This window comes from Capnocytophaga sp. G1920, assembly GCF_051417515.1.
The window spans coordinates 40,032-53,472 of the sequence record NZ_JBPRKH010000020.1; the positions used below are offsets into that span (position 1 = coordinate 40,032).

Below are 13,441 nucleotides of genomic sequence, written 5' to 3' on the forward strand. Positions count from 1 at the left end.
TCAGAAATATAAAAAAATAGACAATTTCTAACTCTTACCTCTTATTTCTTACCTAAAACATAAATCTGCGATGAGTATTCTCTTTTCCTCCAACCATAATAATTTGAACGGAGTCCGTTGATGAAACCTTTAAGAAAATGTTTCTTTCCTGTTTTATATTGCTCGGAAAGCATACTCACATAAAAAGCATCAAAAAGCATAGGGTGGGTAGCAAGCAACTCAAAACCTTCTTTGGCAAAAAGCTGTTCGATACTATCCTTAGAAAAATGCCATAAGTGTCGGGGTACATCATAGGCTGCCCAGTAGGCTCCGTAATGCTGTGCGTCCCACGAACGATAATTAGGTACAGCTATAACAGCTAAGCCGTCTTCTTTCAGTAAGTTACTGATGAGCTCTATTTCTTGTGTTACATCGAGTACGTGTTCCAATACGTGCCACATAGTAATCACATCAAAAGAGTGGGGGAGGAGGTTACTAAAATCAGCTTGTAACAAAACTCCTTTTTCTTTTGCTTTCGTACGTGCTTTCTCGCTGGGTTCTATGCCCATAGTCTCCCAATGAGCACACTCTTTACCACTACGCACAAAGTCGCCTGTACCTGCACCTATATCAAGCAGACGAACATTTCCTTTTTTGTATTGTTTGATGAGTTTTATTTTGTGCTTTAAGTTATAACTTTTCACCCATTGGTAGAGTTTATCAAATAGTGTTCTACGACTGTCTGTATGCGAAATATAATCCTCACTCTCATAGTATTTTTTAAGGTCATTAGGTAGGGGAGTAGTGCGGTAAAGTTTTAATACTGAATCATATACGAGGGTAAAATCCTCTTGTGATACGCTATAATCTTTAATTGTCATTAGTTATTAGTGTTTACTCGTTAGTTACTACTTGTCAATTATCAATTGTGAATTATCAATTGATAATGTTCCACGTGGAACATTTCTTATATACTTACTTTTTGTCTTTTACTTCTTACCTCTTACCTCGTAAGAAAGCAAACACTTTTCTCTTCTTCAAATATTCAAGGTTGTAATCATTCTCGTAGGCTTCACGTTCAAAGATGATATTATGGTAAGCTTTCTTCTTATCTTTATACTTAATATATTTCAGTATGAAATCCACAAGATACCATATATAGAAAAATATTACCAAGAGTTCTCGTTGCTGAGCTAAATGTATGCGTTCGTGGTTGATGAATTGTGTATCTTTCAATAGTTTTTGGTCATTAGTAAATATAAAAGGGTAGAGGGTAATACCACTAAAACCCTTAGGCACTAAATATCTGTTTACTATAAACCGATTCATATAAGTAAAAAGTATGCGGCAAAAGTAGTGAGAAAATAGCAGATAAACAAATGAGTTCTTAATTATCAATTCTCAATCGCCAATTCATAAATGTTCCACGTGGAACATTTATGAATTGAATATATAGCTTTATTAAAAAATATTTATTACCTTTGTCGGCGTAAAATAATAATATATCAGTATGAAAAAGTTTTTAATCCTGTTGTTATTTCCTTTTATCGGAATGGCACAAATTATCAATACTCCAGCTACACGTTTGGAGAAAGAACTCAATGGTAAAGCAAAAGCTCTTGTCGAACGTACTTATGACGTCTTTCAAGGTAATCTTAAACAAAAACGTCTTGCAACCGAAAATTATTATGAATTTAATAAAGAAGGAAACACCTTGCAGTTAGAACAAAAATACAGTGGTATTACTTTGCGTTACGACTATGTTTACAATGCTGAGCAAAAACCTCTACAAGTGAAAATATTGAGAATGGCTCACGGAGGTATACAGAGTTCTACAGGACTCTATGAATATAATAACCAAGGGCATTTAGTAACTTATCGTACAATGATGGAGGGTAGTGCTTCGCCTACACAAACCTATACTTTTAACAAGTGGGACGCCAACGGTAACCCTACCGAAGGTCTCTTAGTAACACCCGATAGCAAAGCGAAGGTATTCCAGGAGTTTGATAAAAATAACCAGCGCACTTTGCTCAAAATGGTAACCGAAGGAAATCCACCTACCGAGATGCGCATCTCAGTGCGTTACGACCGTGAGGGTAGGGTAGTGGAACGCAGTATTGCTGAGGGGAACACCAAACCCGATGTAATGCATTATACATATGATAAAAAAGGCATTCCTACCGGCGTAAATAACCAGAAGTTTGAACATACTTTTGATAAGCAAGGTAATTGGGTTACTCGCATTGTATTCGTCAATGGATATATCGTAGGATTTACAGAAAGAGAAATAAAATACTAATATTAAAAATACATATACTTATGAAAAGACTATTTATTATTACTTTAGCTTTATTCTGTACGGCTTGTAATACCGATTGGCGCAGAAAATACGATGAGGTATATCCGTCTCAAAACGGAATTTCAATGGTAAGAAAAGATAATAAATACGGACTCGTAAATGCCGAAGGTACCGTCGTAGCACCTTTGAAGTATGATTATATCAACATCTACCCTTCTGCCGGAATACCTTTTTATGATGTTACTATTAATAATTTATATGGGGTGATACGCCCTTCGGGTGAAGAACTCATTCCTGCTCAGTATAATTTTATTTCGTATTCCGAAGGTGTTTTTATTGTACAACTCAATGATAAGAAAAAACTTCTTAGTACTAATAACGAAACACTCACCCCTTGGTATGACGAAATAGACCTCTTTTTCGGTGGTCTAGCTCGCGCTAAACAAGGTAATAAGTATGGCTATTTAAATATTAAAGGTAAAGTAGTATTGCCTTTTGTATATGATGATGCTGATGATTTCAACGATAGTAAAAAGGCAATGGTGAAGTATAAAGGTAAATGGGGAATGATTGATAATCTCGGTAATACAATCATTCCTTTTGAATACGAACAGGCTGAACCCTATACTAAAAGCAATGAGGAATGGGAAGATTATTACTATATCCTCATAAAGAAAGGCAGAGAGGTAAATATAGATAAAGAAGGTAATCTTTTGTCATTTAAATAATCACTTCTTTTACCTCTCCTCTAAATATCACTTTAAACGATAAACGCTTCCATTGTTTAGGCAAGCGAGGCGTAAACGTTAGTGCACCGTTCTTTACACGCATACCAGCAAAGCCCTCTACAATGCTGAGCCACGTGCCTGCCATCGAGGTGATGTGTAACCCTTCGTGTACCTCCTTGTTGTAGTCGTCCAAATCAAGCCGAGCTGTACGCAGGTAGAGCGCGTAGGCTTCTTCTGTCTTCCCTAAGGCTGAGGCGAGGACACTATGCACACAAGGTGAAAGTGACGACTCGTGTACCGTGAAAGGCTCATAAAACTCATAGTGCTTTTGGAGTTGTTCTTTGGTAAATCGCTCTTCAAAGAAATAAAACCCCTGTAACGTATCTGCCTGTTTGATATAAGGTGAACGCAATATTCTATCCCACGACCAATGTTGGTTGAGCGGGCGCTCCCCAGTAGGAATGGTACTTACAGGCTTCAAGTCTTTATCCAAAAAACCGTCTTGTTGCAAGTATACATCATACTTTTCGCTATAAGGTAAGTACATATGTTCCACAATATCACTCCACTCCTTCAATTCTTTAATAGTCACCCATTGCTTTTCGCTCTTGTATTTCAGTGCCGTAGTCGCTGCATAACTCAAACACCAAGAGGCAAGATAGTTCGTATAGAAATTATTGTTCACATTGTTTTCGTACTCATTAGGTCCCGTCACTCCTAAGATTACGTACTGTTTCTTTTCTTCTGAAAAATTGACTCTCTGTGCCCAAAAACGTGCAATAGCAATAAGCACTTCCATTCCATATTCTTTCAGGTACGACTCATCGCCCGTATAGCGTGTATAGTTATAAATCGCAAAAGCAATCGCCCCGTTGCGGTGTATTTCTTCAAAGGTAATTTCCCATTCATTATGGCACTCTTCACCGTTCATCGTTACCATAGGATAGAGTGCAGCCCCGCCAGTAAAACCGAGTTTCTGGGCGTTTTCAATAGCTTGTGGCAACTGTTTATAGCGGTACAACAGCAGATTGCGAGCTACTTCCGCGCCTTTGGTAGCCATATAAAAAGGCAGGCAATAAGCCTCAGTATCCCAATAGGTACTACCACCGTACTTTTCCCCCGTAAAACCCTTAGGTCCTATGTTCAAATGGGCATACTTGCCCTGATACGTTTGGTTCAGCTGAAAGATATTAAACCGGATACCTTGTTGCGCTTTCTCATCACCTTCAATCACAATATCCGATGTCTCCCATATCGCCGCCCAATCTTCTTTCTGCATCTCCAATAACCCCTCAAATGTTAATGCCTGTGCGTCTCGCACCTTTGACAAAGTTTTAGACTTTGTCAAAGGTGTATAGCCACCATATTTTTCAATACGAAAGGTTTGGTTTTGCTTAACAGTTACTTCATACTGCAACCCTATATAGTTCTCCTTTCTATTTTCTTTTCCACTGATATTCAGTTCTTTTCCTTCTATAAAAAGATGATTTTCCATAAAGGTTTGCACTTTAAAGGCTGTCTTTTTAGTTTCAGCAAGTATAGTAGCGCAGTTGTTTTCCGAAGAAATTTCCAAAGTATTCCAAAAATGCTCGTCCCAGTTAGCATCATTATTCTTAATACCACTGTCCAAGTAGCTTTCTATTTCTATGGAAGTATTAGTATTAAGAGGACTAATCTCATAACGTAAAGCCCCTACTTCATCATAACGCAACGAGAGCAAACGTACCACTTTTACAGCAATTTCCACACCGTTACGAAGTGTAGCCGTAAAACTTCGCTCGTACCAACCCTCTTTCATATTCAGTTGTCGGCAGAAGTTTTTTACCTCCAAACAAGTGTTTAAGTCTAATAGTTCCCCGTCTATTTTGATGTGCAGTCCTATCCAACTGGGCGCATTAAGCACTTTGGCAAAGTACTCAGGGTAGCCGTTTTTCCACCAACCCACTCGGGTTTTATCGGGGTAATACACCCCACCGATATAGCTCCCTTGAAGTGTATCGCCCGTATAGTCCTCTTCAAAGTTAGCGCGCATTCCCATAGCCCCATTTCCAAGGCTGAAAATACTTTCGTGTTTGGTAACCTCAGCTTTATTAAAGCCCTCTACGATAATGTTCCACGTGTTCATAGCTATTAGTCTTCACAAGTTTAAAGTGCAAAGGTAGAAGATAATTAGCAAACGAGCAAATTTGTAAAATTAGCTCATAAATACCCAACCCAATAATCATTACCATTACACTTTTCCATCATACCTTCACTTTTTCCATCTCCACATTTCCTTTTTCTTTCATACTTTTTTCCCGTATTACCTATGACCTAAGCCCCACATCACCCATTTTCTCATTTTCAAATTTGCTAATTTAACTGCCTGTGTAGCTCGCACCACCCCATTTTCTCATTTCCAAATTTGCTAATCCTCTGATTTCTCTTCCCCTTTCCTGTCACTACATTCCCCTTTTTTCGTCGCTCTCTACTCGTCACTATACCCCCTCTCCTTGGGAGAGGGACGGGGTGAGGATTCTCTTTCTTTCGCCTCGAAACCTTCTTTTTACCATTTTTTACATCGCTGTATTATATTATGAATCAACTTTTTATATACCCTTTCTATACCAATCGTCCAAGATTCGTATAAGCTTCCTATAAGCTCTCTATAAGCTAACCCCACCCTTCTTACACCCTTTTTTCATCAAAAACCCTACTTCCTCTCTTTTGAATTTCTCCGTTTCCTTCCGCTCTCTCTAACCTATCCGATTTGTCCAACAAGTCTGACCTATCAAAAAACGATTTTTATCACTACTCATTTCCTAATTTTCTAATTTCCACATTTGCTAATCTGCTAATTTTTTCCCGCTCGTGTGGCTCGCACTGCCCGTGTAGCTCACACTGCCTGTGCGACTCTCATTTTGCACAAATTTGCTCATTTGCTAATTATCTTGTATCTTTGCCGAAAATAGAAAATATTATGCCTTACACAATTACCATTGCTGATAACAATCCACAAGCACTACACCTTGTGAGATATCTTAAAACACTCGATTTTGTAAAAGTTACAAAGCAAAAAGAGCCTAAGTATTCTCAGGAAGTGTTAGACGCTTCTAAAGTATTAAAAATGACCCCTGAGGAAATCGTAGAAGCCGCTAAAGAAGAAGAAATGACCCCTGAGGATTACGCGTTTGTGATGACAATTTCTAAAAAGATAAATCACAATATAGCTAAACGTTGGGATAAACATTTTAATATTTAATATTATATGATTATCATTGCCGACAGTAACATTTTTATGAGTGCTCTTGTAAATCCTACAGGACGTACAGCTTCTATATTAGCCGAAAGGAAGAAAATACAATATATAGTGCCTGACTATCTCATTGCCGAAGTAACCGAGCACATTCCTGATTTGGTAAAACGCTTTAAAAATCAGAAAACAAAAAAGGAACTATTAACCGATTTTAAAAAGCTATTAGAAGGTGTTACCATTGTAAGTGAAAAAGATGTAAAAAAAGTTAATGCTATTAAAGCAAAAGAAATAGTTGCTGATATAGATATAAAAGATTATCCTTTTATTGCTCTTCATCTGCAAATCAAACACAAAATATGGACTTCTGACAAACTTCTTGTAAAGGGTCTTACCGAAAAAGGTTACGGACATTTCTTTACTTCTACAGAAGAACTGAGCGAACATCTCTACAAAAAATAAAACCTCTAATTTACTTATTTCAGTTGAAGAAACTCTCCTCCCACATAAAGAATATGCTATATGTTTTGTTGCTTCCTTTGCTTTTCATTGCTATATTGAGCCGCTTTTTTAATAGTACATCTTCGCACTATTCTCGAATGGATATTCTCGCCCCCAAAAAAAATAAGCCTATTTATCCGCAGTCCAATTTTATAGTCACTGTAATTTGCTAATTTGAAAATTAGCTAATTAACAAATTATTACTATCTTTGCCCAAAAATATAAAACGTTATTATAATAGCCCGTGCAACTCGCACCAAATTAGCTAATTGACAAATTAATACTATGGCAAAAGAAACCCCACTAATGAAGCAGTACAATCAGATAAAAAGCAAATATCCTGATGCTTTACTGCTGTTTAGGGTAGGCGATTTCTACGAAACCTTCGGTGAAGATGCCGTAAAAGCCGCTCATACCCTCGACATTGTGCTTACCAACCGCAACAACGGTACTGAGCGCAGTGAATTGGCGGGTTTTCCTTACCATTCTATCAATACCTATCTCCCCAAACTCGTAAAAGCGGGCTACCGCGTGGCAATATGCGACCAGCTCGAAGACCCTAAACTCGTGAAAGGCATCGTAAAACGAGGTGTTACCGAACTCGTTACCCCAGGGGTTGCCCTCAACGACGATATATTGCAAAGCAAAAGCAACAACTTCTTAGCCTCAGTATGGTTGGGCAAACAAAGTTGCGGTGCTGCATTCCTCGATGTTTCTACCGGTGAGTTCTTGGTAGCACAAGGCGATAAAACCTATATCGACAAACTCTTACAGAACTTCCGCCCTAGCGAACTACTCGTTGCTAAACACCAAAAAAAGGAATTTGCCGAGCATTTTGGCGACGACTTTCACTGTTTCTACTTGGAAGATTGGGTCTTTAAAGACGATTACGCCCAGCAGGTACTCACCAAACACTTCCAAACCAACTCTCTCAAAGGCTTTGGCGTAGATGAACTCACCGAAGCAATCCTTACCGCAGGGGCTATTCTCTACTACTTATCCGAAACCCAACACCACCAACTCCAACACATTACTGCCATTCAGCGCATCGCCGAAGAGGCTTATGTATGGCTCGACAAGTTTACCATTCGCAATTTGGAACTCTATGCGGGCAATACCACCCCCTCGGTGAGTTTGCTCGATGTGATTGATAAAACGCTATCGCCTATGGGCAGTCGTACCCTCAAACGCTGGTTGGCGTTACCGCTCAAGAAGTTAGACAAAATCCGTCAGCGTCACGAGGTGGTAGATTATTTTTTGAAGCACATCGATGTATTAGAGCAGGTGAAAACTGCCCTCAGCCGTATGGGCGACATCGAACGACTGATTTCTAAGGTCGCTACTCTTAAAATCAATCCGCGGGAGGTAGTGCAATTGCGCGCTTCCTTGGAACATATCCCCCTGATAAAACAGTTGTGTTTGGCTTCTGCCAATGAATCACTTACCCTTTTGGGCGATAAGCTCCACAGTTGTGAACAGCTCAGTGCGCGCATCGCCGAAACACTTAGTGAGGATGCCCCAGTGAACATCGCCAAAGGCAATGCTATCGCCAAAGGTTTTTCGGCAGAATTGGACGAACTACGCGGACTCTCGCATTCGGGTAAAAGTTATTTAGACGATTTGCTCTTACGCGAAAGCCAACGCACGGGTATTCCTTCTTTAAAAATAGATAGCAACAACGTGTTTGGCTACTATATCGAAGTGCGCAACACCCATAAAGATAAAGTCCCGCCTGATTGGATACGCAAGCAAACCCTTGTGAATGCCGAGCGTTATATCACCGGAGAACTCAAAGAATACGAAGCTAAAATATTAGGTGCTGAAGAAAAAATCGCTCAGTTAGAACAATCGCTATACGCCGAACTGATTGCTTTTATCAGTGAGTACATCGGTCAGGTACAAACGAACGCCACACTTATCGGTCAGCTGGATTGCCTCTGTGGTTTTGCTACTTTGGCGATGGAAAACAACTATCACCGCCCCGAGATGAACGAGGGGTATGCCATTGACATTAAGGACGGTCGCCACCCTGTGATTGAAAAGCAATTGCCTGTTGGTACGCCCTACATCGCCAACGATGTGTATTTAGACCGTGAACGCCAGCAAATCATAATGATTACCGGACCTAATATGTCGGGTAAATCGGCTATTTTGCGACAAACCGCCCTGATAGTCCTCTTGGCGCAGATAGGCAGTTTTGTGCCTGCTGCTACTGCTCAATTAGGTATAGTTGATAAGATATTCACCCGTGTAGGGGCAAGTGATAACATTTCTATGGGCGAATCTACTTTTATGGTGGAGATGAATGAGGCAGCCCTCATTTTGAACAACATCTCCGATAGAAGTTTGGTGCTCTTGGACGAAATCGGGCGTGGTACCAGCACTTACGATGGTATTTCCATAGCGTGGGCAATCGCCGAATATTTGCACGAACACCCCAGCAAAGCCAAAACCCTTTTTGCGACCCACTATCACGAACTCAACGAGATGAGTGAGCAGTTCGAGCGCATCAAGAATTACAATGTATCGGTAAAAGAAACCAAAGATAGCGTACTTTTCTTGCGAAAACTCACCGAGGGTGGTTCAGCGCACAGTTTTGGAATACACGTAGCGAAGATGGCGGGAATGCCTCAATATGTGATTCAGAAGGCTAATAAAATGCTTAAAAAGCTCGAGGAGAGTCATAATGTAGTACCCACTGCCGAAGTGGTTAAAAACGCCCAAAAAGAAATGCAATTGAGCTTCTTTGATATGAACGATCCACTCTTAGAAGCCCTAAAAGACGATTTACTCAGTCTCGACATCAACACCCTCACCCCCGTAGAGGCACTGATGAAGCTCAACGAAATGAGAAAGCGAATTAGCTAATTAGCAAATGACGAGTTACGAATGACGAGTTACGAATGACGAATCACGAGTAGCGTCGCTACATTCCCCCTCTTTGAGGAAGTCCGTGAGAACGGAGTATGTGATAGGGGGAGGTTTTAGTAGCATCACTACACTTTGGTAAAGTCTATAACAACTAAACAATTTAAAAATCAATAAACCTGTTACTTATCATAATATTCCTTTCCTTCTTGCTAAATCAATCGCTTCTATAAGGCTTTCGGCATTGAATTTTTCCCGTATATTCTGTCGGTGTCTATTCACTGTGTAAGTGCTGATGAATAACTGTTCAGCTATTTCTTTGCTCGAAAAGCCTTGCGAGGCAAGTGTGAGTATTTCCTTCTCCCGTGGCGTGAGCACAAAATCTTCCTCTTCTATTTTTATGGGGATAATCTCCCCTGTGATACAGTGTTTCATTTGCACCCTTACCGGCAAGTTCTCCGATTGGTCAGGGGCAATTTCTATAATGCCTAAGGCGAGGTAATTGTCGTCAGTAACTTCTAATAGTTGCACCTCGTTAGTCACGCGCCCATAAGTGCCATCGGTTGCCATTCCGCGATAGTCGTAAATGTATTTGTACTGCACTTGTTCTTCTTTGGGTAAGGACGATAGAAACTCGTAAATCTTCTCATCTATGAGCTCTTTCATCGCCAAATCATCGGGGTGAATGCGTCGTTTTAGCGGATAATCTTGCATTTCACTACTGTCGTTCTTAGGAATATCGTCGTAACCAAAGAGTTTAAACTTATCGGAAATAAAATAGAAATGCTCGTTTTTATCTACTATAAAAACGGCATTATTTCCTATTTTTGCTAGCATTTCGGCATAAGGGATATACTTCTGTGCTAAGATTTCCATAGAGGCTGAGGTGCTCATCGTCAATTAAAAATGGTTATTTTTGCGTATTGCCACAATTGCGCAACCGCCGTAATTTTGCCCCAAAATTAATAATTATTTCTCAAAGATGAAAAATTACAACAGTATTATTATAGGTAGTGGCTTGGGCGGACTCATCGCTGGAGCTACTTTGGCACTCTGGGGCAAGAAGGTAATTGTGCTCGAACAACACTATATCGCAGGTGGTTGTGCTACCGCTTTTAAGCGTAAAGATTACCTAATGGAAGTAGGTTTGCACGAAATCGACGGATTGAACGAAACTGACCCTAAACGTCCTATCTTAGAACTTTTAGGGGTGTTTGATGAAGTAGAATTTCTAAAAGTACCCGAATTCTACCATTTGAAGAAGCAAAACTTCCAGTGTACCCTGCATCACGGGGCAGAAGCCAAAGCAAAACTCATCGCCGATTTTCCCGATAGCAAAGCCGAAATCGAGCGTTATTTTCGACTCATCGATAGGCTTTACACCGAAATGCGCCGACTCCCCCGTAGCAAATGGCTCAATATATTGCTCTACCCGCTGATGCCTTTCTTGATTCCTACCATCATCAAAACTTCTACAATGAATGTGGGTAAATGGCTCGATGCAAATATCAAAAATGAAGCACTCAAAAACGTACTCACGGCTAATTTGGGTTATTATACCGATGACCCTTATAACCTCTCGCTGATGTACTTCCTGATGGCACAAGGTAGCTATCTAAACGGAGGGGGCAACTTCGTGAAAGGGGGTTCACAGTCGCTGTCTAACTACTTGGTGCGCTTTATCGAAAAACGTGGCGGACAAGTGCTTACGGGTAAATTTGTAGAAGAGATTTTAGTGGAAAACAACCAAGCGGTGGGGGTGAGCTATCGCGATACGTTCAACACTTCGGCGGCTAAGCAATCGCTCTATGCCGATACCGTGGTCGCCAATGCCGCCCAACCTATTGTAGCTCAAATGCTCCCCGAGCCTTATCGCTCTAAATTAGCGCAAAAGGTAGCGCCTTTAGAACTCGCCTGCTCACTGCTCACCATTTATTTGGGCTTCAATACCGATTTGAAAAAACTCGGCGTAAACCATTATTCTACCATCATTCAAGGTCAAAAAGACTATAAACTGAAAGATGTAAAAGCCGACTCGCAAGGTGATTGGGCTCAAAAATCATTTACTTTTGTGAATTACGGGGTAGTAGATGCTCAGTTAGCTCCTGAGGGGAAGACCGTAGCCGTGATTTGTGCCGTGGATTACCTCAAAGAATGGGAAGGACTCAGCGAAGCGGAATATCAACAGAAGAAGGAAAGGGTCGCACAGCTGTTTTTAACCCGTTTAGAAGCCGAATTTCCTACTATTCTCGAATACTTGGAGTGTTATGAGGTAGCCACTGCCAAAACCATAAAAAGATACACTTTAAATCCGCAGGGTACGCCCTATGGCTATGTGCAATCGGTGAAACAAACCTACCCTAAACGCGATAAACTCACCGCTTCACCGCTGAAAAACTTGTACTTTGCCTCGGCTTGGGCGCCTTCGGGGGGTGGCTATTCAGGGGCGATTTACAGCGGTTTTATGACGGCAAGCAAGATGAAAACCCAAGTGAAATGGCACAACTACCCGCCCTCAACTCTCGCCGATGAACGCTGCGTAAAACTCTTAGCCAAAGACCTCATCGCTGATAATACTATCTTGCTCACTTTTGAAAAACCTAAAGATTTGGCGTATAAAGCAGGGCAGTATGCCGTTTTGCGCCTCGATAACCCTCGATATACCGCATTGGATATACCTTTGCGTCCGCTTTCAATGGTTTCTCATCCTAAAGATGACACTTTGCAGTTCGCAATGCGCCTCAGCGATAGCAGTTTTAAGAAAAGTGTTGCCGAAATGGCGATAGGCGAAACAGCTACGATATTCGCCCCTATGGGTAATTTCACTCTTAAAGCGAAAAATAAGCGCATCGTGTTCCTCGCCTCAGGGATTGGCATTACCCCCGTACTCCCGATGCTCAAAACCTTAGCACAACAGCAATTTGCAGGTGAAGTAGTAGTATTTTACTCCAATAAAACCGAAGCCTCAGCTGCTTTTCACAGCGATTTACAACATAGCACTTTGGCTAACTATACCTATCTGCCTGTGTTCACCGCCACCCAAAAGCGCCTCAATACCGATTTTTTAAAGGAACACCTCCACACCCTCACCGATTGTGACTATTACATTGTCGGAACCAATAGCTTTACCAAAGCAATGCAAGAGCTCTTGTTAAAAGAAAACGTACCCGCCACAACCATCTTTAAAGACGATTTCGGAGGGTAATTTTATAGTTATATAAAAAACTTTGGCAAAGTCTCTACTCGCCCGTCGTGCTACGACCTTTGCCAAAGTTATACTTCGTCTCGTGCCACGACCTCCCATTACCTTCGCCATTCGTCATTCTTCCCCCATCATTTCTTCCCCTTTTCTTTCATATTTCCCCCTATTAGCTATTCCCTAAGCTCCCACACCACCCCATTTGCTCATTTTCAAATTTGCTAATTCTCTAATTTCTCTTCCCCTTTTCCGTCATACTCCCCCTAGTGCCTATGGCCTAAGGCCTATTGCCTATTCCTCTTTCTTTCGCCTCGAAACCCTCTTTTTGCCATTTTTAGCCTTGTTGTATTATATTATGAATCAACTTTTTATACACCCTTTCTATACCAATCGTCCAAGATTCGTATAAGCTTCCTATAAGCTCTCTATAAGCTAACCCCACCCTCTGTCACGTCCTAAAAAAGGTTGTCATAATTAATTATTGTTTTATTAGTCAATTTTTTTCATTAAGCTACCTTTTGAAAGTACACCTGATCAGGAGTTTTTAAGTTCAATGCATAGTGAGGACGTTTTTGATTATATGTCTTTATAGCCGAGCATACCGCACTAAGAACTTGTTGTTCAGTATTAAA

The 13,441-nt window shown here is 40.7% G+C and carries 10 protein-coding genes; 6 read left to right on the forward strand and 4 right to left on the reverse strand.

The window, feature by feature from the left end; genetic code table 11:
- Positions 1-41 precede the first annotated feature (41 nt).
- On the reverse strand, positions 42-860 hold the full coding sequence (locus ACSQ7D_RS10645) for a class I SAM-dependent methyltransferase (RefSeq protein ID WP_437136219.1): 819 nt from the start codon (positions 858-860) through the stop codon (positions 42-44).
- A gap of 115 nt (positions 861-975) precedes the next feature.
- A complete protein-coding gene (locus ACSQ7D_RS10650) occupies positions 976-1,308 on the reverse strand; it encodes a hypothetical protein (protein WP_437136220.1) in 333 nt (110 codons plus the stop codon).
- A 181-nt stretch (positions 1,309-1,489) separates the two neighbouring features.
- On the opposite strand from ACSQ7D_RS10650, the gene ACSQ7D_RS10655 reads away from it, so the two are divergent.
- Both ACSQ7D_RS10655 and ACSQ7D_RS10660 read left to right on the forward strand, forming a co-directional pair.
- Positions 1,490-2,281 carry a hypothetical protein gene (locus ACSQ7D_RS10655; protein WP_323984577.1) on the forward strand — a complete coding sequence of 264 codons (792 nt, stop codon included), beginning with the start codon at positions 1,490-1,492 and terminating at the stop codon, positions 2,279-2,281.
- A gap of 20 nt (positions 2,282-2,301) precedes the next feature.
- Positions 2,302-3,009, forward strand: coding sequence for a WG repeat-containing protein (locus ACSQ7D_RS10660; RefSeq protein ID WP_002674413.1), 708 nt, complete (start codon positions 2,302-2,304; stop codon positions 3,007-3,009).
- On the opposite strand, the gene ACSQ7D_RS10665 is transcribed toward ACSQ7D_RS10660, so the two are convergent.
- Positions 3,002-5,134 carry a family 65 glycosyl hydrolase domain-containing protein gene (locus ACSQ7D_RS10665; protein ID WP_437136221.1) on the reverse strand — a complete coding sequence of 711 codons (2,133 nt, stop codon included), beginning with the start codon at positions 5,132-5,134 and terminating at the stop codon, positions 3,002-3,004. The two genes, ACSQ7D_RS10660 and ACSQ7D_RS10665, sit on opposite strands and share 8 nt — an antisense overlap.
- Positions 5,135-5,968: 834 nt before the next feature.
- Between ACSQ7D_RS10665 and ACSQ7D_RS10670 the strand changes: the two genes are divergently transcribed.
- The 3 genes from ACSQ7D_RS10670 (at position 5,969) to mutS (ending at position 9,610) form a co-directional block, all read left to right on the forward strand.
- A complete protein-coding gene (locus ACSQ7D_RS10670; RefSeq protein WP_002679587.1) occupies positions 5,969-6,250 on the forward strand; it encodes a hypothetical protein in 282 nt (93 codons plus the stop codon).
- A 6-nt stretch (positions 6,251-6,256) separates the two neighbouring features.
- On the forward strand, positions 6,257-6,703 hold the full coding sequence (locus ACSQ7D_RS10675; protein ID WP_289013703.1) for a PIN domain-containing protein: 447 nt from the start codon (positions 6,257-6,259) through the stop codon (positions 6,701-6,703).
- 324 nt (positions 6,704-7,027) lie between these two features.
- On the forward strand, positions 7,028-9,610 hold the full coding sequence (gene mutS, locus ACSQ7D_RS10680; RefSeq protein WP_437136222.1) for a DNA mismatch repair protein MutS: 2,583 nt from the start codon (positions 7,028-7,030) through the stop codon (positions 9,608-9,610).
- A gap of 189 nt (positions 9,611-9,799) precedes the next feature.
- Here mutS and ACSQ7D_RS10685 read toward each other — a convergent pair whose 3' ends face one another.
- Positions 9,800-10,504, reverse strand: a complete 705-nt coding sequence (locus ACSQ7D_RS10685; RefSeq protein WP_034566348.1) for a response regulator transcription factor — start codon at positions 10,502-10,504, stop codon at positions 9,800-9,802.
- 88 nt (positions 10,505-10,592) lie between these two features.
- Here ACSQ7D_RS10685 and ACSQ7D_RS10690 point away from each other — a divergent pair, with 88 nt between their 5' ends.
- Positions 10,593-12,815, forward strand: coding sequence for an FAD-dependent oxidoreductase (locus ACSQ7D_RS10690; protein WP_437136223.1), 2,223 nt, complete (start codon positions 10,593-10,595; stop codon positions 12,813-12,815).
- Positions 12,816-13,441: the final 626 nt, after the last annotated feature.

What these genes read in the sequence shown, in the direction of transcription:
- ACSQ7D_RS10645 (WP_437136219.1), bottom strand. Translation starts at nt 860, where the DNA reads ATGACAATTAAAGATTATAGCGTATCACAAGAGGATTTTACCCTCGTA.
- ACSQ7D_RS10650 (WP_437136220.1), bottom strand. Translation starts at nt 1,308, where the DNA reads ATGAATCGGTTTATAGTAAACAGATATTTAGTGCCTAAGGGTTTTAGT.
- ACSQ7D_RS10655 (WP_323984577.1), top strand. Translation starts at nt 1,490, where the DNA reads ATGAAAAAGTTTTTAATCCTGTTGTTATTTCCTTTTATCGGAATGGCA.
- ACSQ7D_RS10660 (WP_002674413.1), top strand. Translation starts at nt 2,302, where the DNA reads ATGAAAAGACTATTTATTATTACTTTAGCTTTATTCTGTACGGCTTGT.
- ACSQ7D_RS10665 (WP_437136221.1), bottom strand. Translation starts at nt 5,134, where the DNA reads ATGAACACGTGGAACATTATCGTAGAGGGCTTTAATAAAGCTGAGGTT.
- ACSQ7D_RS10670 (WP_002679587.1), top strand. Translation starts at nt 5,969, where the DNA reads ATGCCTTACACAATTACCATTGCTGATAACAATCCACAAGCACTACAC.
- ACSQ7D_RS10675 (WP_289013703.1), top strand. Translation starts at nt 6,257, where the DNA reads ATGATTATCATTGCCGACAGTAACATTTTTATGAGTGCTCTTGTAAAT.
- mutS (WP_437136222.1), top strand. Translation starts at nt 7,028, where the DNA reads ATGGCAAAAGAAACCCCACTAATGAAGCAGTACAATCAGATAAAAAGC.
- ACSQ7D_RS10685 (WP_034566348.1), bottom strand. Translation starts at nt 10,504, where the DNA reads ATGAGCACCTCAGCCTCTATGGAAATCTTAGCACAGAAGTATATCCCT.
- ACSQ7D_RS10690 (WP_437136223.1), top strand. Translation starts at nt 10,593, where the DNA reads ATGAAAAATTACAACAGTATTATTATAGGTAGTGGCTTGGGCGGACTC.